Raw genomic sequence first — 18807 nt, forward strand, 5'->3', positions numbered from 1 at the left:
GGTTGGGTGTTTGGCGACTTCCAGTCTCCCAGACTCAGTCCGGATGAACCATCGATACAACCTATTGAAGCTTCACATCTAGCAACTCGTCGGCCAGTGACGCCAGCGCGGCTTTGGCGGCGTCGATCGATGCACGACGGCCTTGAGGCAACACGACGCCGAACTCGTAGAGCAATTTCAGGATTGGAGACCAGGCCAAGATCGACGTCGATCCGCCTCTCGCCATGTGGAACGACTGAGATGACCAGGACGGCTCCATCCGATTACCTGGCACGAGCCGCGGCTACCGCCGACCGCCACGAACATCCGTTGGTACACAAATCATCCCATGCAGATGGGTCTTCTGCATGGGATGCGCTTCGTCGAGCTACCTATCGCCCCGCATGAAACGGACATTGCCTGCCCGGATCCACTTTCACCTCCTCCGGCAAGGAAACGGGACGCCGCCGATGTTGCTCCTGGATCACCGGAAACACCGATGTGAAGAAGTTCGTCCAGCCGCCGGTGCGAACGCGAAGCAAATCGTATTTCTCAGGCGAGCCGATTGCATCGGCGAAGGTGTCCGGGTTCGCCACGGTCACGGTCAAAATGTTGGATCCCTTTCCTTGCGCAAATTGACGCAGAACTTGCTTCAATTTCTCGGCCGGGAAATCCTCGGCGATATTGAAGTCGCTCGGTGCGCCATCGGACATCAGGCTCGAGCCGCTCCCTTCAAAGCCTGCCAATGCTTCGGCGAAGCCGGCGTACTGATGCTCGACCGGCAAATCCGCCGGACTCGGCGCCGCGCTCATGTCGGAGGCGACCGTCGTGCCCGTTCGTCTGCCGTCCGCGCTGGCGCCGTTCCAGGCTCCCATCTCCACATGGTTTTCAAATGTGCCGACGCCGGGCTGAATCTGAATTCCGAACGGATGATCGGCCGTCCCGTATTTGCTCGCGAAGCTCTGCAGGGTGTCGCGCAGCTGCGGCCAAGGCTGGGTAAACGTCTCGATCGAAATCTGCGCCACCAGCTCGACGATGGTATTGCCGAAGGCGTCGATTTCCGCATGGCCGCGGCCGTAGCGGGGCAGTGACAACGCCACTTCGCGCAAGCGCTTGAAACGGTCGGCGCGCGCCGTGATCCGGCTTTCCCCTGCGAGCTTGCTGATGAAGGGCTCCGTCATCTTGTAGCCCCAATCGCAGCACAGGCATTCCAGCAACTCGGGCAAGGTGGTGACGGCGGTCTCGTCGTCGAACACCAGGCGCTTGATCGCGTACAGGGAGTTGATGGTGGAGCTGAGCGCAATATAGCAAGGGCCATAGATGTTGTACTTGGCCCCACCGCTGTAGAAATCCAGGCCTTTGGCCAGGCAGTCGTCCATCAACGCATTCAGGATCGGAGACGGGCAATACTGGGTATTGTTGCCGTAGCTCATCAACTGGCCGTTGAACGCCTTGCGGTTGAGCCATTCGAAATGCTGCCGATACAACGCCAGCAACGCGTCGAAGCTTTCGATCTGCTCGGCCGGCCTCGTGGTCAGCGATACCGTTTGGCCGAACAGATAGCTTTGGCCCGCGCTGGAATAGGTCCTGCCTTGATTGAGCGCGCACTCCAGCGGCTGCAACGTGGAAAAGCCGCCTAACGAGAACCAGTTTTCGCCGGGGAACTGGGGCTCGTAGCAGCCGTCGCACGCATAGTTCTGCGCCGATTTCATCTCCACGGCCGACCGCCACGCCTTGTTGCCTTGCAGCGGCTCGCCGCCGACGTCGTCGCCGCTGCGCCACAGGCCCTCGATGAGCGTCTCGTCGTTCAGCAGGATAGGATGCGCGCCGCCCGATAGTATCGCGTGCGCGGCTTCTTCCAGGATCTCGTCCGGGATGTCCTTGCGGGTGCGCAGCGACAGGCACGGCGCATTGAGCGGCAAGCGGCCGGATGCGCGGATGAACAGGCGGGTTACGTCGTTGTAGGCCGGCTTGGTCTTCGCCATATCCGTCTCGCCGTCCGCCACGGTCCCGCCGACGGTGATCTGCTGGATCCATTGACCGAGCGAAGCGCCCTGCGGATAAGGTCCGGAGCTGCCGCCCATCGCCAGATTGCCGAACGGCTGATGGTCTTCCATGAAGATGCGGTTCTGTTGGATCTTTTCGTCGAGCTTGATGTAGAAGGCGTCGATGATCTCTTGCGCTTCCTCGAGCGTGATGGCGTCCCGGTCGAGATAGGGTTGCAGCAGTTGGTCCATGCGGCCGAATGCCGTCGGCTCGCCGTTCAAGTGCAGGCAGGTGTGCAACGTGAAAATGAATTGCACCGCTTCGACGAAGCTGCCGGGTTTTTCCGTCGCGAGCTTGCGCATGCGCCGTTCGATGGCCGTCAGATTCTGCTGCTCCCACGCCTGGCCCGGCTGCATGTCCTGCGCCATCTGCTTGGCCAGATCGGCATAGTTCATGAAGTACTCGGAAATACCTTGCAGCGCCAATGCCGTCGATTGATAGAGCTCCCGCTGCTGCTGGGTGGCGGCCTTCCTTTCGTATTGCGCGACCTCGTTCAACAGCCCGCTAAGACCAAGGTCGAGGGCTTTCCGGTAATCGGGAATGACGTGGCCGACGCCGGAGGCTTCGCTCAAGTTGGCAAGGAACCCGTTCAAGCGCTCGGCTTCGCTCAGGTATTTCATCACGTAGCGGCCTTCGCCCAGCGTCAGGTTCGGCATGGCCCCGACGATGATTTCCTCGGGGAAGATGCGGAAGGTGTCGGAGCCGTACACCACGGTCCCTTCTTCTTCCTTCGCTGCGGAATACGGGATCAGGCGGCCGTCGCTCAAGTGGATGCGCCGGCCGCGGAAACCGTATTCCGGCGACGTGAACAGGTGAAGGCTCAGGCGGATCGCCCAGCCCTTGCGCAACATGATGGATTCCCGCATAACGTCGGCCGGCTTGCCGGGCAAGTCGAACTGCGCCATGTAATACGCGATGTCATGCTCGATTTCTTCCTGCTTGCGGTTGAAGTACCAGTTGTCTTGCCACAGCGAGAAGGCATTCTCGAGCAGGCTCAGTATCCGGTTCGATGGCGCCTCGAAATAGTCGCTGCGTTTATTCAGCTTGGTCGCCATGTTGAACAGGTAGTTGCTGTGGTTGTAGTACATCAACCCGTTCTCGGAGGCGACCGTGAAGTGGCGATCCACCCTCGACCAGTCGACGCCCGGAAATTTGTCCCACGTGCCGCGATTCAGCGCATCGAAGTTATTGGCATAGGCGTCGTCGTCCAGCAGCCCGAGATCCTGCAGGCTGGGAACGTAGAAGAATCCTCCCAGGTCCGAGCGCAGATGATTGAACAGACGGTCGTTCATGAAACCATGAACGGCGCCGATCTGGTTTTGCATGACATCCTCGAGGATGCCGATCTCCTTGGCAAAGCCGGCAAAATAGATGCCTTCCTCATCGGCGGCGGTCACGGACTTCGGGTTGCGAAAGGTCGTGCCGGTTTGCGCATTGCCGAAAGGCAGGCCCAGGCGCAGCACCGGCGTGGTGTTGCCGAACTCGTCCTGCACGCGCGACGCCTTGATGTGCGAGCGGGTATCGCGGTCGGGGATGATGGTGTCGTCGGTTTTTCTGCCAATCAGATCTTCGATTTGATCTTCCGACATCATGTTGATTTGATCCCAGTTGATCAGGAATCGCTGCGACAGAACGAACGACGCGCCGAAGTGCTCGACATCGTCCACGCCGACAATCGAATGTTTCGCGAGCGAGATCGGATCGGACGGATTGTTCAGGTTCTCGGCAAAGCGGCAACCGAGCACTCTGCCGCCGTTCGGCTTGTCGCTGCCGCCCGATTTGCTGGCCGCGCTTTGATGAAACGAATCACGGGTGTTTTCGCGCAGCCAGTTCTCGGTCAATTCCAGCACGATGTCGCACGCTTTAGCGTCGTCGCTCTTAATGTGGAACCAGAGGTTTGCCTCCGAATCCTTGAAGTTGCCGTTGGACGCGTCGAAGACCTTCGAGCGGAGGGGATGATCGTCCTGCGGGTAGCGCAGTCGCATCCCTTTGGGCAGGGGCATCTTCTCCTGCTCGCAAATCAGGGCCCAGTTTTCGAAGGACACGCCGGCAACCAACGTAGTGTTCTTGCTGCCGAGCCGCGGGTCGGTGTTGATCTCGCGCCGGACCTCCTGCATCAGCATCGCAAGCTCGCTTCGGGTAATCGGATTCTTGAGCCAGAAACTCGAAAAAATCGCGAAAGGCGCGGGGTAAACCAGGCCGCGTTGCGTATGTTTCCAGACCTCGGTGAAACGCTCATTGAATGTCAGTTCGCTCATGATCGTATTTTCTGATTAAGGTGGATGCTTGTGGGAACCGTTCGGAGTTGCTGCCGCGCCTGAGACAATGGGTTTTGTCGCGATAGCCCACTTCGGGGCGAGCACGGTCGATATGAGAAGGAATGCATTACGAACGCAGCGGGTAAAACAGTTCAGCAGAAGTTTGTTGGGCGCCGTTTTTTTTCATTTGCCCTTTTCCGAAGAGGAACGAACAACGTGGTTGCACCGAGATCCCAGCACGGGCCTCTTAAAGTATGGAAGAAATATTCTGACCTTACCCCGCCGAGTACACCATTCGTAATTTAGTGGGCACGCCGGCTTTCGGTTGATGCAGTTGCCGGAATTGGTCCGGAGCCAGTTGCCCTAAGGCGCTATGCGGGCGCACTGAATTGTAGTCAGTGCGCCAGGCTTCGATTCGCATGCGTGCATCAGTCGATGACTGACAAACGCATGCTGGTTCAAACATTCTTCACGCAGTCGGCCGTTGAAGCTTTCGATGTGCGCGTTTTCCACCGGCTTGCCTGGACGGATGAACTGCAGCTTGACGCCATGTTCGTGCGCCCAGGCATCGAGCGCCTTGCTGACGAACTCCGGCCCGTTATCCACCTGAATCAGGTTGGGACATCGTCCTCGTTGCCGCAACTGCTCGAGCACACGCACCACGCGTACCCCCGTTAGCGAGAAGTCGACCTCGATGTGCGGGCACTCGCGGTTCCGCGCGTCGATGATCGTCAACATGCGTATGCGTCGGCCATGCACCAGCGCGTCAGCAACAAAGTCCATCGCCCAGCTTTCGTCTGCGCCGTTGGGCGTCGGCATGACTACGCGTAGATGACTCGGGCGTTTCTTGCGACGTTTCAGGCGAAGCGATAGGCCTTCCGACACGTCCATGCCGCCGTAACGGCTACGCCAGTTATAGAACGTCATCCGATATGCCGTGTTTGCGGCACAGGTCTGCGACCTTCATGCCTGCGTCGGCTTCCTTCAGCACCCCGATAATCTGCTCTTCGCTGAACCGCGACTTCTTCATGACAAGGGTTCTCCTGCCGCCTTGCCACTAACTTTACAGTGGGATACTTCAGAGGGGAAAGGTCAGACGCGCCCCGGTTCGATCGAACGGGGGGCGCGCCGCGACGTGACAACGGATCGCCCCCGATCCATCGCATGCAACGATCAGCTCAGCGCGTGAATCAGCGCCTGATCGGCGACTTGCACCGGCTTGACGCCGATCAGCTGGCTATAGAGCGGCGGCAGCGTCGAACAAAAATCCTCAAGTTGGGCTTGAGGAATCGCGGGCCTCACGTATTGCAGCGGCGAAGGATTTTCGGGGACCAATTCGCCCTCCATCGTCGAGCCGTATGCGCCGAGCTCCATGATGCTTTGCGAACTGGTGTCGGGGCCGATCGACATCACAAACGTGCAGTACTTGGGATGGCCCAGATATTTCAACGTATCGGCTACCCCGAGTCCGACGAGCTTGCTGCGAATCTGCGCGTAAGTCCGTGTGACTTCGAGATACGCGCGCCGGATGCGCGACTGGCCTTCGAACCCCGGCAGGCATAGCAGCAGATAGCCGCGATTGTCGAGCATCGCGACGGCGTGGCCCGTCCCGCCGTTCTTCTTGTCCTCGTTCATCGCCGTTTGCAGGAATGAAGCCAAACCCTTATCCGGAGCAAACGGACGCGCTGACTTGTATTGAAGCGCTTGGGGATAGCGCGCCTTCAGTTCCTGGACGATCGGGTTGTTTGGCGGCAGCTTGCCCAGATCGAGGAGATCCTTCAACGGCAGATCCCGATTGATCTTGTCCCTGATGTCGGTCAGCGTCGATGTGAAGATGCTGCTGCAAAGCGCAACGGTGCTGCCTTGCAATTTGCTCCCGCCGGACAACGGCGGAATATTCGGCTTGCCCTGCCGCGCCCGGTTGAAACAATGGCCGTCTTCCACTTCCGGGTAAGCGAACGTCTCCAGCGCCTGCGTTTTCTGCGGGCTGCGCAGCGACGGAAAGTCGAATTTGGTGTTCCAATTGATTCCGGCATAGGTATCGAACGCCGCCACCACGACCTTGAATCCGGCTGTCAGGATCGCCCCCGTGCACATGCAGCAAGGATCGAGCGAGGTGATGACGGTGATCTGCTCCGGGGGGGGCAGATGCAAGGCATCCTTGTTCGCGTAGTACCAATCCACCAGTTGCCGCTCGCCATGGGCGGTGGGATCGTTAATGCGTTCGTTCTCGACGACCCGGTTCGATAAGGCATGCAGCACGTTGCCGTTATCGTCGACGAGCGCGCCGCCCACGCCGAACGTCCCTCTGCAATTCGCCGATACCGCTTCGAGCGCGGCGATCGACATGGCGGACTCCACGGATGTGACTTTCGTTTCGGGCATTTACCGACCTCTCTCGCGTAGGTTGAAACATCGACAATGAAGCGATGACTCGACGGAAAGACCTGGGTATCGGGAAGCGGCCAAGAGGCGTTCCCTGCTCGCGATGGGCAAACGGATCGCTGCGGAAAAGCAGAAGCCTTGGCATCGATGATGCCAACCATATTCTTTTCCAAATGATTCCGACACCTACCGGAACTGACAGGATGCGCTTATCGTGCGAAGCAAGCGGCTGCCGCGCCCCTCAATTCCACTCCGCCTTGACGTTGACCCTGCCCGTCGCGTTGATGGTTCCGAACCCAATCCGGCCGTTGGCGTTCAGGTTCAGGTTCTCGACATTCAACGGAAAGGACAGATCCGTGTCGAGGTACGACTCATACGCGTATTCGGACAAAGCCGGAGCCGATCAGAACCGCGGGCAGTTTGTCTCGATGGTTGCCCACGCACTCAATGCGATTCCCCGCGAGTTGTGGGGGGAAGCGACGATCGACTTCTTGAATCACAAGGCTGGCAATCCGTACAGCAATCGTTAGGAAAACGTATGAGCATGGTTTTTTACCTCGTCTCGCTGAAGACGATGTCAGCGGGAATCGGTGTGGCGGGGACGCGGTTCATGATGGGCTCCGGAGCGGACGAGATGGGGGTGGCCTACTGCCAGAATCTCTCGGGTTGAGTTGCCGTCAGCCCCCAGGGTCGTCGGCCGGGATCCCGAGGCGGGCCAGCAGCGCCGCTTCAGCCTCATGGCACGCGAGCATAGCGTCGATGTCCGCCGCGTCATCTTCCGGCTCTTCCAGCGCGTCGCAACCGGGCGGGACCGGCCCGATGTCCTGGCCGCGCCGGAGCGTGTCGATTAGCTGCTGGAAGTCCCGTTCTGACGTGAGGAACCCGCAATGATCGATGCCGTAAGCGTTGGTCAGCGACCAACCGCCGCGGTCGGGTTCGTGCCACAGCGTGTAGCCCTCGAAGTTGAATGACGTCCCTTCGCCGTTCGCGTCGACCGTCACGGATTGCATCAACTCGGCCGCGGACGGTAGCGACGCCTCCCAGGCCGCCTGACGCGCGGCAGCGGCGGCCCGTGCCGCATCCTGCGCTGCGGTCGCCGCAAGATAGACGGCAACAGCCGGATTCACCGGTGTCATCTGTGGATGCGGGACGCGTCTCGTGTTTGCCGCCCAGATGCGTCGCCGCGCTACGATGACCTGCTGATTTTCTCTACGCGCGCGCGCAGCGCCGCTCCGCCGCTTTGCACGGCGTCAAGCCAGCACATCAGTCTACGCTTCAGTGGTCCCGCCAGAGGCTTCTCCACGGCAACATGTAGCACCAGCGAAAGGCCGATTGCGCCAACAATGACACCCCAGAACACCGCATCGTGATCAACCGTGTCGCCGAATTGATTGAACAACATGTAGCCAATGTTCTGATGGAGCAGGTAGAGCGGATAGCTAACCGCACCGAACCAGATCCATCGAGGGCTCGCCAATACCGAGGTGCGCCGTAACGCAAGCGCAAGCATCACGGCAAAAAAAGCAGTCATCACAACAGCGATCGTCCATGCATTCAGATTCAATCCGAAGTGCTCGCTGAAGTACGGCAGGAGTTGGAGTTCGCGGTAGAGCGACAGCGCCCACGCACCGCATACGAGCCCGATACGGGACCGCGATAGTCCGTGCCTGCGGATAAGGAAGAGCGCAGCGCCAGCAATGAAGAAGCCCGCGTAGTCCGTCACCAGGAAGGTCTTGAGCTTGATGAACGGGAATGTCTCGACGAGCACCGTAGCGGCCAGCCATACGAACAGCCATCGCTCCGTGCGGTCAATCTGGCCGAGGATCAGCAAAATCGCGACTAGGCGGTAGAATCGTAGCTCCGCACCGAGCGACCAGTACGCACCGTCAATCGGGTCCGAGCCGAACCCGCCGCCAAGCGTCACCATGTTCACTAGGTATTGCGACCAGGTCGCGCTGAAGCGATCGCCGCCTATCGCGAGCGTCACGAGGAAGGTCATCGTGCAGCAAACCCAGAACGCCGGTGCCAGGCGTGCCGCGCGCGACGCGATGAAGTTCTTCACGCTGCCGTCGCCAGCCGTCATCAGGATGACAAAGCCGCTGATCATGAAAAACAGGTGCACGCCTAGGAAGCCATATTTTGCGATCGGCTCAAGCAGCGGATAGTGCATGACGGTCAGATCATCAGCTGCATAGCCCCGGAATGCGTAGTGAAAAAACACGACTGCAAGGGCAGCGATGAATCGAAGCAGATCAAGCTCAGGGATTCGTGAATGCTTCACTGTCTACTATTGTTGAGAATTTTTTGTTTTTGCCGCCGGTCGGCCGGCAGTTCAAACCCAGGTCAGCCAGATTGTAGCGTAGCCCCCATACCCGGTCTGCTCGGCAACAAGTGCGTTTAATGCGCGCGTGGGGCCTCCGGCCACTCTACGTTGAACGGGAACCCTGGCTGGATCGTGACGTCGCGCAACTTTTGGCGATACTCCACCCAAAGCGCAGCTTGGTTCTGTACAGCTACTGGAGCATCCGGGGGGGGACAGTGCGAGTGTCGGAGTCGCGCAGGCACGCGTCGCGCTGCTCACGAATGACAGCCGCCCGATAGTCTGCCTCATTGGCTGTGAATTCCTTGTGAATCGATTGGTCATCCGGCTGCGGCTCAGGTCGCTTCCATCATGCGATCCATGGTAGGCCAATAAACTCGCCAGTTTTCGGATCGAGCGGTTGATCATCGATGTGAGCCTGCGCCATCTTCAGCACGTCGTCCGAAGGCAGGTCATCATCCGTCACGATCACAACGTCGACGGTACCAAGGCCGCGACGCAAGGGATGGACGAACGCGGCGGTTACGCCCGGCACTTCCATCGCCCACTGCCGGTAGTCGTATTTGTTGCCGCCCGCCGGTGGCCGGCGAATGCGCTGCAGCAGACGCGCGAGCAGACTGTCGGGCGTCTCGATCGCTGTACCTCCGCGCAGGCTCACAATCGTCAGCATCGCTTGGCATCCAGACCAACTGCATGTCCTGCCACGGTGCCGCGTCGGTGTCGTTCGGCAACGGCGCGAAGGGCCTCCGCTACCTCATGAACTTCTATCTGTCGCGCACCGATCCGGCGTTCAAAGGCAATTTGCAGACCGAATTTATGTGGTCCATCGACGACAAGAGCCGCTAACGGACGTTTCGCGAGATAGCGTGTGCCGGTGGGGGAGCCCGCCATCGAATCGGTTAGCCGCTTGGCTGAGTTCGGGTTTCCCTTCCAGCACCGCTCTCGCGGGCGGCTCCTCCATGCGGGTCGCGATTTTGTTGCACCAACGCGGAAAACGCAGGCTGTCTTGTCGGTGATTCTCGAGGACGGCTCGTGCCTCATTCCGCTGGCAGGTTCCGCTGACGGCACACCTGCTGATGGCGTGCAAGGAAGCGATCGAGATCGTCACCTTCTTGGTATTGATCCGCCGTGAAGTTCGAGAACTCTACCTCTCGACCTTGGATGGCCGTCGGCGCGATGCCGAGCAATGCCTTCTTGTAGAAACCCGAAAATGGCGCGAATGTGCGGATCCGCTTATTGGGAAAAATGCAGCCGGACGCAAGTCGGTTTCGCCATCAAAGAAGCGAACTGCGCCGGTGATGATGCCCGGCCATTGTGGATTCAGAATATTGTCGATCGAGATGATGCCGTGAGGCGCGAGCATTTCAACCGCGAGGCGGAGGTCGTTGAGCAGCACGTCGAGCGTATGGCCGCCGTCGAACGAGAAGAAACGTACCTTGCCGCCACGCTGGAGAATATCCTCCGCTCTCACATCCAGTGACGATCGCCGGATGATCGCGATGTCCGCATTCGGGCGATAACGCTTTGCGTTATCGAAGAAGGCTTGTTGTGTCAGGTCGTGAATTCCGGTCGAGCCGACTTCGTTATACCCGACGAGATCGGCATTCGTCGACTGATCATCGAACACGTCGATGGCAATCGCCTTTTTCCCGGCGTGGAGAGTCGTCGCAAGCCCCGTCAGGCACTGCAGTAGTAGGCTCCGATTTCAGCGATGTAGCCGTGGTACCCGTTTTCGGCCTGTATCTGCACGAGACCTGTCGACATGAACGTCGTACTGGGCGACAGCCATCCGGGAATGGAATCGAAAGCCACTGGACGAGGTTAGGCTCCGGCTTGATGGTGGACGACGAGGGCAATTCAGATTTTCCTACGTTGCCCCGCGTCCGCTGGCGTGCAATAACGGCGGCCCGCTTCGAGAATTCCTCGGTGCCTGCAATGTCCATCATCAACTCATCGATGGTGCAGCATGAGCTAAGTCAAGACGAGATGGTGGCATCGCTTTCCGGCTCCGAGCCCGGAAGGAGTGAATAGACGGAGATGACGTCGTCGATTGGCGGCATCGAATCGCAGGCATGAGGTCGGCTCCTCGAGAGCATGGGGATGGCTAACATGCCCGGGAGCGTCTGTCTCGGATGTGTGAGCGCGCCGTTAGCCGCTCGGGTTGCTTGAGTGCATGGTGGCCCGCGTCGCTCCAACCAGGCGCAAGTCGAGCAGTTGGATGCCAAGTGGGTTCTCCACGAAAGATCGGTACGAAAACGGCAAACCCAAAGAACTGCTGGCGACGCAAATGCGACGGAATGACATGGTTGAGGCTCACCGGATCGCGACCCCGGGGTGGGACTGCATGACTCAAACGGCGGGCGTAGCAGTCCATCGATGGTGTCGAAGGATGGCTGCCGAAGAACGAACTCATCTACGGGCTGGTGTGATGCGCCCGATGCCCCGATCCAGCGGAATGTCGTGCGCAGGACGCGTTGATGGCCGTGGTTGGTTTGTCGAGCATCGGGCCGTTATTTGCTTTCGTCATAAAAACAAGGAACCCATATTGTCGAATAGTGCATGTCGTTAGTACTTCTTCTCGCGACTTATGGAGTCATCGTAGGCTGAATCGTATTGGTGTGGATGGGGGAATTGAAAAAAATATTTGGAGTATTGATTGAATTTTATTCAAAAATAATAATTTCATGTGCTAAATACTTTTATTCGGATGGCGGTATATTTGGGGATTGGGTTGGCCTGGTGGATCATGGGTGGAAGTCCAGAGATCGCTGCCTTTTCCTGGCGGTAAGCGGGTCGTACTTTGTCGCGCTCTCGTCAAGCCACTCGGGGCGATGCGCTTTTCAAACTTGACCTTTACAAAATCATTAAATTAGAATTGCGCCGACATAAAATACAAACGGGGAATTCATGAAAAAAATCACCATCGCTACGATTGCCGGCTCGATGATTCTGGCCGGTTGCGCAACGCCCGGTATGGAAAATCGCGCCGATTCCTATAGCGCGACTGAAGTGAACCAGCGTCAGGAAGTGCGCACGATCGAAATTCTGACCATCCTGCCGGCTCGCGTGCAGGTCAGCAACGAGCAGAACAAGCAAGCGGCGCAACTGACCGGTACGGTTCTCGGCGCGCTCGCAGGGGCGGCCGTCGGCGGTGCGACGGGGCCGGGAGGCTGGGGCCGTACCGGCGTGGGAACGGTCGCCGGGGGCGCGGTCGGCGCCGCAGCGGGCTCGATGGTGAGCGACAAGGTGATGGTCGACGGTGTGCAGATCGCCTATCGCGACGGCAAGAAATCGTACATCAGCGCACAGGTGGGCCGCGTCTGCGAATTCAAGCCGGGTATGGCGATGATGATCGGCTCGGACACGACGACCCGTGTCCAGCCGAACGCGCAATGTCCGGCTCAAGCGACGGAAGCGGCGAAATGAAGCGGGCCGTTTTTCTTTCGCTGCTGATCCCGACGGCGGTAGCCGCGCAGGGGCAGCTGCCCCAGACCGCCGTCAACATGGATGCGGGTCTTGCCCGCATGCAGCAGCTTGAATCCAATGCGGTAGCCGAACGCGACGCGCAGCAGCGCGCTTACGAAGCCGAGCAGCAGCGGCAGCAAAAGGCGGCGGCAGCGGCTCAGCAAAAGCGTGACCGTGCGCAAGCGGCGATGGCGTCGCAGCGTGACCGTGAACGTCGCGATGCTGCCGGCAGGCAACGCAGCATCGAAGATCAGGACCGCGCTTACGAGAACCGCTACAAGGAACTGCGCCTGAAGCAGCTCGAAACGCAGGTCAATCGCGAGAACGACAAGATCAACGCTGATTTGGCACGCTCGAAAGCCGAAACGGACGAGGTGCAATCGAAGGCCGAGGCCACGCGAAATGTGAGCAAGGGCGTTCAGAAGAACCTTCAGGACGCCAACCGCCACTGGTGGGAAAAGTAAGGCTCATCAGCGGATCGACCAACGGACGGGGCGCCTGGATTGTGTGAGCGGTCGAATGGCCGGAGCAAGCGTCACGATATCTCGGAACAAGGCTTGTTCGTTGGCGCAATACGTTCGGGGGCAGGGTGAGGCCGGCGCCCGTCGGCCGAGGATCGGGCGTCCGAGCGCGAGCGGCTCAAACGCATGATCGCGGCGCGGACCGGACTCGCAGCCGCTTAGTCCGGCGACATGGTGTCGATGCCGGGTCGTGGAAGTTCGGGCTCGCGCAGGCTGTCGGTGTCGATACCCAGACTGGACTTCAGCATGCGCGCACCCTCACGGGTCAGCCTGACGGCGCGCGTGCCCGCATTGCGCTCGAGCCAGCGATGCTCGACCATGCACCTGAGCATCGCGACGCCCAGCGGCCCCGCCAGATGATGCCGGTGCTCGGTGCGATCGAGGCAACAACGTGCAATACGCGTGAGCGGCCCACGCAACGCACTCGTGTCCACGCCGAGATCGGCGAACCACGCGATGCCGCGCCGTGTCACCCGCCAGTGTCGTTGATCGTCCTTGCCCGTCGGCTTGGACAGGAATCCTTCGCGTCTCATCGCATCGGCAAGCGCCACGCCCAATGTACCGGCGAGATGGTCGTAACAGGTGCGCGCGTAGTGGAGCGTCCGGTCCACGCGGCCATGCAGTCGGGCCGGCAAGGGCGGCGCGAGCACCGCCAGAAGTTCCAGGACCCGTGCGACCTCCGGATTCGCCAATCGATAGTAGCGATGCCGTCCGTCACTCCGTACGCAGACCAGCCCCCCCTTCACCAGCCGAGCGAGATGATTGCTGGTGGCCTGCGGCGATGCCGACACGAACTGGGCAAGCGAGCCGGCCCGTTGCTCGCCCGCGCACAACGCCATGAGAATCCGCGCGCGGTTGGGTTCGCCGATCAACGACGCCGGAAACGCTACATTGGGTTCGAAACGACTCATGGCACCTCTCCGGATAGCGTGCTGCCTCTAGGACTGGGACTCCAGGACGCGCGCCACGCATGATTGTTCATCTTTTAGTGTAACGTCAATCCGTCATCGGCTCTTAAACTGCCCCGATGATGAACCGTTCGCCTCTCCTTTTGACCATTGCCGCCACGAGCCTCGGCTTTGTGATCATCCAGCTCGACGTCACCATCGTGAATGTGGCGCTGGTTCGGATCGGCGCGAACCTCGGCGCCACGATCGCCGGACTCCAGTGGATGATCGATGCCTACACGCTCGCCTTTGCGACGCTGCTGATGTCCGGGGGCGCGCTGGGAGATCGCAGCGGCGGACGTCGCGTCCTCGTTGCCGGCTTTGTCGTCTTCGCGCTCGCATCGGCCATGTGCGGACTCGCGCGATCCGGTGCAGAACTGGTCGCCGCGCGCGCAGTCCAGGGCCTGGGCGCGGCGCTCATCGTGCCGAACTCGCTCGCGCTCTTGAATGACGCCTGCGCCGACAATGCCGCCGTCCGAGCGCGTGCTCTCGGGCTCTGGAACGCGGCGGGCGGGCTCGCCGTCGCTGCGGGGCCGGTGGTCGGCGGGCTGCTGCTCGCGGTATCCGGATGGCGCGGCATCTTCCTGGTCAACCTGCCCATTTGCGCACTCGGCATCTGGCTCGCCCGCTTCATCAAGGAGACGCCGCCGCACGCGCCGAAAACGTCCATCGACATACCGGGCCAACTCTGTGCGATCGTCGCGGTACTTGCCATGACCGCCAGCATCATCGAGTGCGGCGCGAGCGGCTGGCGGCAGCCTGTCGTGCTGGCGGGCGCCGCGGCCGCGCTCGCGGCAGGGCTCGTCTTGATCGTCATCGAGCGGCGCACGCCCAATCCCATGCTTCCGCTGCACCTGTTTCGCCGGCCGTCGTTCTCGGCGGCGACCTGCGTGGGCTTTCTCAACAATTTCGCGTACTACGGCCTTGTCTTCATCCTCGGTTTCTATTTCCAGACGGTTCGACACTATTCGACCATTCAGACCGGGCTGGCATTCGTGCCTCTGACGGGCACCGTCACCGTATCCAATCTGCTCGGCAGCCGCCTGGCCGCCAAGTCGGGGCCGCGTCTGCCGATGGTCCTCGGATTTGCGATCGCGACGTTCGCCTACGCCGCGCTGCACGGGATCGGCGCCGATACGCCCTATGTGCGGATGCTCGTTCCATTGGCCGCGATCCCGTTCGGCTTGGGGTTGGCCATCCCAGCCATGACCGCGGCATTGCTGACCTCGGTCGAGCGCCGACGCGCCGGCGTCGCCTCGGCGATCTTCACGACCGTACGGCAGATCGGCGGCGCGGTGGGCGTCGCGGTGTTCGGCGCAATCGTCGCGGCTGGAGGGACGGCTGGCATGGCGGGTATTCACAGCGTGTTCTTCGTGTGCGCGTGTTCGAGTGCGCTGGCCTGCGCGGTGTCGGCCATCGGAATCAGGCAGGGAGGCAGTCTTGCCCGCGAGGCGCTGTCTGCCGCGTCGGAGGAATAGGCCGTGGTTCGGGTTTCGCGACGAGCGCTTGCGCGATCGGCTGCTTGCTGTATCGATCGATCATGCTTCGTCGAGGGGCTCCTAGGTGCCCCTCGACATCGCATCGCGGGGAAGCTGGATTTCTCCGGGCCGGTGCCGATTCTGCGGCGGGAAGCGGCATCACGGTTTCAGATGATCAGATCGGCTTTGCTGCTGGACAACATCGTCAATCAGGCGAACCTGCGAGCGCATCAATTCGATGCAATGCGGCGACTGGCGCCGGACCGGGCGGCCCGCGACCGCGCTCGCCTGGGCGAGCGATTCGCGGACCTCGGAGTGTCATTGGTTTTTGCGGCCAATCGCAAGACTATTCATCCACGGCATTGCGCGGCCGGCTCTCCATACCGGAGCATCGTTCCGGCTGGGCATGATCGCTTTGCGTGCGTCATTGCCGGCATGTCCGCGGGCATGCAACTAGTCCGTCACGAAGATTTGCGTCGCGGTCGTGTTGATCTGGAATTCGTTGACCCGGCGTGCACGGACATCGAGCAGCAGGCGATCCAATGCTTCGAGCGCGGCGTGGTCGGCAAGCGTCTGCTTGCCGGTCGAATGCCCGATTTTGTCCACGGCGGTTTGATGTGCCTTGAGCAGCAGTTCGAGTGCTTCCGTTCGGGTCATGAAAATACGATCCATGGTATGACACCTCAGGTTCATTGATGGTGAGTGCGCACGGCGGCGGAAGCCGGAAGCAATCGGTATGGCGTTCATCGCGCCGCTTGCGGGGGACGTCCCGCGGCTGCAGCAAGTTTATCCAGTCTTGCGCCAAGATTCACGATTGAAAGCAACGGCAAGTCACACCGTTCATCCAGAACCGGCGCGCCGCAGCGTTGCTCGCATTCCGCCTTGATGACGATCAACAGGTCGATCGTCCCCTGTGCGACCATCTGCCGCGCTGAAACATTCGGGGTGAGCGTTTCGATGAATCGAAGGATCGAGGTGTTGGGTTGGTTGACCGTTGCAGGCATGGCGCTTCTGTGCGCAGCGGAGTTTGCGTGGCATGCGTGGGGATGGCGGTAGGGGCGAAGGCGGCGGGCGTGCCCGGGCGCGACACTCGCGCTAGCGGACGCGGAGCGGGATGCCGCGCCGCGCATCGGCCGACGGTTGGGTCGTGCCTGCTCGGCCAGGGCTGACGAGGCCGACGTCGAGCGTGAACGGGCAGCATGCGCGGGGTGGGCCCGACGAGGGCTTCATGGCCCGAACGATTCGGGCGGGCGCTGAGATGCCCGTTGCGAGGCCGTAACCGCTCGGGAATGGTCGGCGGCCCGGCATGTGCAATGACGCGCGTGAGCCGGCAAGTACCTGTCGCATCGAGCATGCGACCACAGTGCTTGCACATGCAACGGATTGGGATGAACGAAGCGTAGAGGGCGATGCGTTGAAGCAGGGCGCATCTGCGGCCGATTCACCACATGGGCCCGCCGGCCGGGCCTCCCGCGATGGCGGCGGTACGGTGCCATCGCGGGGCCGGGAGAGCCTCCGTCAATTCCCGCCCGCGGGCCCCGATCCCGACCGGTACATCACTTCCCCGACGATCTGCAGGCTGATCAGCTGATCGCCCGCGACGATCCGATCCGGATATTCCGGGTTGTACGAATGCAGCCGGAGGGCGCCTTTCGGCTCCTTGAAGATCTGCTTGACGAGCGCCTCGTCCTCGAAATAGACCGCATAGATGTGCCCGTCGCGGACATGCGTCTTGGTTTCGCAGATCATCATCATGTCGCGGTTGAACAGATACGGTTCCATGCTGCGGCCGTGGACCTGGGCAAGCTTGCACTCATGCGGCTTGACGCCAAGCGCCTTGAAGAACCCGACATCGAAAGGCAGCGCTTTCTTCTGCCTGATTTCCCACTGGATCAAACCTCTCCCCGCGCTGAATCTGTAGTCGAACCTGTCCAGCCAGACCCGATCGCTGTCGGGCGGCAGATCTTCCGGGTGCTCCCAGACCAGGACGTTGCCTTGGTCCTTCGGCAGTTTCTCGGCGCGCGGCTGATCCGACTCCGTCGACGCCGCGCCGAACCAGCCGGCCATGCCGGGCAGACTCTCGATCGCACGGATCGTCTTTTCGGATACGGCGCGCTTTTCGCTCAGCATTTGCCGGACGAACGCGCCGTCCTTGTAGCCGAGCCGCTTGCCGAATGCGGTCACATTGCCGCCCTCTAGCTGCTCGACGGCGGCCCGCAGGCGCTCGACGCGGACGCGATGGAGTTCTGTTTCGTTCATGGCGAAAGCGTAGCACATGCTACTGATAGCAAATGCTACTTGTTGATGGTAGCGAATGCTACTATACTGCGAAGCATGATCCGCACGCCAGCTTTTCGCCGATTCGCCGATTCGCCGATTCGGCGGTACGCCGGCGATGCGGTGCATCCGAGCGGTTCGGGGCGGGGTACGCCGCCGGCCGCTCGGATGCCGGTCCGGGATGGTCTGGCCGATGCCAACCCGGAGCCCGGTCATGCACATATTTCGTAAAACTAATTGAATGACAATGAAGGGGAATCTTGCATGACAGCACTTTCCCGCCCGCAAGCCGGGCTTCAAGCCTCCGGGGTATATCCGCACCGTCGTCTTTCGCCAAGCGAGCGCGCCTTGTCGACCACCCAGCGCATGGTGCTCGATTGCTTCGAATCGATCGATGTATTGCTCACGCGGGAAGACCTCGCGGCGCTCACCAATCTTAAGTTGTCGAGCGTCTGCGGGCGCGCCCGGGAATTGCTCGACGCCGGGCGGCTGGTGAAGCGCGGTCGGCGCGAGTGCATCGCGACGGGCAAGTCCCAGGAACTGCTGGGTTTGCCTCTGCCGATCAAGCGGTAACGCGTCAACGAACATACCGGAATGACGGGGTGTGCCTCCTTGGGGAAGGGGGCGGTAGGGCGTGGCCGCGGTAGCCCGGGCGCAGGCAGGCAAGCCGGGCGCGCGGCAATGGGATCTGAGAGCGTTTGTCCGACAGGGCGGATAGACGGAGCAGGCAGCGGGCAATACAGGAGAACACAAACAATGAGCAATCTGGATGATCGTCTTGAGAATTGGGCCAGGGCGCAGCGATCCACGGCGATGCGTGGATCGCGGGCGGGGTCTGCCGAGGGACGCTATCGGCCGGAGGGGCAGTTGCGGCGCGCGGATGCGAACCGCATCGATGAAATCGACGCCGAGGATGTCGAGCGGGCATGGCGCAAGCTGATGCCGTTCGATCGCGACGTGTTGAAGCTGCACTACATCCTCAACATGGATCCGCGCGTGATCTGCCGGAAGCTGAAGATTCCGCATCGACCATCGAGCGCGTTCAACATGGCGCTGGCTCACGGCAAGTCCGAGATCGGCAAGGTTCTGGAATCGATGGCGGAAGCGGGGGGGGGGGGGGGGGGGGGGGGG

22 protein-coding genes and 1 pseudogene are annotated in these 18807 nt (G+C 60.9%); 7 read left to right on the plus strand and 16 right to left on the minus strand.

Translation table 11 applies throughout. From position 1 onward, the window contains the following. Positions 1-61 precede the first annotated feature (61 nt). From AC1RQF_RS14730 to AC1RQF_RS14760, 7 genes and pseudogenes are all read right to left on the minus strand, one after another. A complete protein-coding gene (locus tag AC1RQF_RS14730) occupies positions 62-259 on the minus strand; it encodes a hypothetical protein (RefSeq protein WP_492872400.1) in 198 nt (65 codons plus the stop codon). A 112-nt stretch (positions 260-371) separates the two neighbouring features. Then, positions 372-4283, minus strand: coding sequence for a Dyp-type peroxidase (locus AC1RQF_RS14735; RefSeq protein WP_492872337.1), 3912 nt, complete (start codon positions 4281-4283; stop codon positions 372-374). 274 nt (positions 4284-4557) lie between these two features. Then, complete coding sequence (locus AC1RQF_RS14740; protein WP_443111450.1) at positions 4558-4704, minus strand: integrase core domain-containing protein; 147 nt, start codon at positions 4702-4704, stop codon at positions 4558-4560. Next, on the minus strand, positions 4647-5102 hold the full coding sequence (locus AC1RQF_RS14745) for a DDE-type integrase/transposase/recombinase (protein ID WP_492872392.1): 456 nt from the start codon (positions 5100-5102) through the stop codon (positions 4647-4649). Before AC1RQF_RS14745 ends, AC1RQF_RS14740 begins: the two co-directional genes overlap by 58 nt. A 42-nt stretch (positions 5103-5144) precedes the next feature. Continuing rightward, positions 5145-5313 (minus strand): annotated as a pseudogene (locus AC1RQF_RS14750) (transposase); the annotation flags it as partial. A 143-nt stretch (positions 5314-5456) separates the two neighbouring features. Next, positions 5457-6632, minus strand: coding sequence for a nucleoside deaminase (locus AC1RQF_RS14755; protein WP_492872338.1), 1176 nt, complete (start codon positions 6630-6632; stop codon positions 5457-5459). A 277-nt stretch (positions 6633-6909) separates the two neighbouring features. Then, on the minus strand, positions 6910-7059 hold the full coding sequence (locus AC1RQF_RS14760) for a hypothetical protein (protein ID WP_273996568.1): 150 nt from the start codon (positions 7057-7059) through the stop codon (positions 6910-6912). Positions 7060-7206: 147 nt separating this feature from the next. On the opposite strand from AC1RQF_RS14760, the gene AC1RQF_RS14765 reads away from it, so the two are divergent. Next, a complete protein-coding gene (locus AC1RQF_RS14765) occupies positions 7207-7338 on the plus strand; it encodes a hypothetical protein (protein WP_273996567.1) in 132 nt (43 codons plus the stop codon). A gap of 7 nt (positions 7339-7345) precedes the next feature. Here the strand turns inward: AC1RQF_RS14765 and AC1RQF_RS14770 are convergent, their stop codons facing one another. The 4 genes from AC1RQF_RS14770 to AC1RQF_RS14785 form a co-directional block, all read right to left on the minus strand. Continuing rightward, positions 7346-7804 (minus strand): hypothetical protein, encoded by a 459-nt coding sequence (locus tag AC1RQF_RS14770; RefSeq protein ID WP_273996566.1) that lies wholly within the window; start codon positions 7802-7804, stop codon positions 7346-7348. 50 nt (positions 7805-7854) lie between these two features. Next, entirely contained in the window at positions 7855-8949 is a 1095-nt protein-coding gene (locus AC1RQF_RS14775) for an acyltransferase family protein (protein WP_273996565.1), read from the minus strand. A gap of 116 nt (positions 8950-9065) precedes the next feature. Continuing rightward, positions 9066-9233, minus strand: a complete 168-nt coding sequence (locus AC1RQF_RS14780; RefSeq protein ID WP_492872339.1) for a phage tail assembly chaperone — start codon at positions 9231-9233, stop codon at positions 9066-9068. Positions 9234-9337: 104 nt separating this feature from the next. Then, positions 9338-9658 carry a baseplate J/gp47 family protein gene (locus AC1RQF_RS14785; RefSeq protein ID WP_273996564.1) on the minus strand — a complete coding sequence of 107 codons (321 nt, stop codon included), beginning with the start codon at positions 9656-9658 and terminating at the stop codon, positions 9338-9340. Between the two features lie 23 nt (positions 9659-9681). On the opposite strand from AC1RQF_RS14785, the gene AC1RQF_RS14790 reads away from it, so the two are divergent. Continuing rightward, positions 9682-9834 carry a hypothetical protein gene (locus tag AC1RQF_RS14790; protein WP_273996562.1) on the plus strand — a complete coding sequence of 51 codons (153 nt, stop codon included), beginning with the start codon at positions 9682-9684 and terminating at the stop codon, positions 9832-9834. Between the two features lie 298 nt (positions 9835-10132). Here AC1RQF_RS14790 and AC1RQF_RS14795 read toward each other — a convergent pair whose 3' ends face one another. Next, positions 10133-10678, minus strand: coding sequence for a class I SAM-dependent methyltransferase (locus tag AC1RQF_RS14795; protein ID WP_492872393.1), 546 nt, complete (start codon positions 10676-10678; stop codon positions 10133-10135). 1217 nt (positions 10679-11895) lie between these two features. Between AC1RQF_RS14795 and AC1RQF_RS14800 the strand changes: the two genes are divergently transcribed. Next, positions 11896-12414 carry a glycine zipper domain-containing protein gene (locus AC1RQF_RS14800; RefSeq protein WP_273996560.1) on the plus strand — a complete coding sequence of 173 codons (519 nt, stop codon included), beginning with the start codon at positions 11896-11898 and terminating at the stop codon, positions 12412-12414. Then, positions 12411-12917: a DUF5384 family protein gene (locus AC1RQF_RS14805; RefSeq protein ID WP_492872340.1), complete on the plus strand. Its 507-nt coding sequence runs from the start codon at positions 12411-12413 to the stop codon at positions 12915-12917. Before AC1RQF_RS14800 ends, AC1RQF_RS14805 begins: the two co-directional genes overlap by 4 nt. 215 nt (positions 12918-13132) lie before the next feature. On the opposite strand, the gene AC1RQF_RS14810 is transcribed toward AC1RQF_RS14805, so the two are convergent. Further along, on the minus strand, positions 13133-13885 hold the full coding sequence (locus tag AC1RQF_RS14810; RefSeq protein ID WP_492872341.1) for an ArsR/SmtB family transcription factor: 753 nt from the start codon (positions 13883-13885) through the stop codon (positions 13133-13135). A 116-nt stretch (positions 13886-14001) separates the two neighbouring features. Between AC1RQF_RS14810 and AC1RQF_RS14815 the strand changes: the two genes are divergently transcribed. Continuing rightward, positions 14002-15399 (plus strand): MFS transporter, encoded by a 1398-nt coding sequence (locus AC1RQF_RS14815; protein WP_492872342.1) that lies wholly within the window; start codon positions 14002-14004, stop codon positions 15397-15399. 453 nt (positions 15400-15852) lie between these two features. Here AC1RQF_RS14815 and AC1RQF_RS14820 read toward each other — a convergent pair whose 3' ends face one another. The 3 genes from AC1RQF_RS14820 to AC1RQF_RS14830 form a co-directional block, all read right to left on the minus strand. After that, positions 15853-16071: a hypothetical protein gene (locus AC1RQF_RS14820; RefSeq protein ID WP_273996555.1), complete on the minus strand. Its 219-nt coding sequence runs from the start codon at positions 16069-16071 to the stop codon at positions 15853-15855. Between the two features lie 71 nt (positions 16072-16142). Next, positions 16143-16403 (minus strand): hypothetical protein, encoded by a 261-nt coding sequence (locus AC1RQF_RS14825; RefSeq protein ID WP_273996554.1) that lies wholly within the window; start codon positions 16401-16403, stop codon positions 16143-16145. A 514-nt stretch (positions 16404-16917) separates the two neighbouring features. After that, positions 16918-17658, minus strand: coding sequence for a S24 family peptidase (locus AC1RQF_RS14830; protein WP_273996552.1), 741 nt, complete (start codon positions 17656-17658; stop codon positions 16918-16920). Between the two features lie 282 nt (positions 17659-17940). On the opposite strand from AC1RQF_RS14830, the gene AC1RQF_RS14835 reads away from it, so the two are divergent. Beyond that, on the plus strand, positions 17941-18249 hold the full coding sequence (locus tag AC1RQF_RS14835; protein WP_273996551.1) for a hypothetical protein: 309 nt from the start codon (positions 17941-17943) through the stop codon (positions 18247-18249). Positions 18250-18432: 183 nt separating this feature from the next. Next, on the plus strand, positions 18433-18807 hold a 375-nt coding region (locus tag AC1RQF_RS14840; protein WP_492872343.1), incomplete at its 3' end, for a hypothetical protein.

The organism is Burkholderia sp. GW821-FHT14F03, from assembly GCF_058803765.1.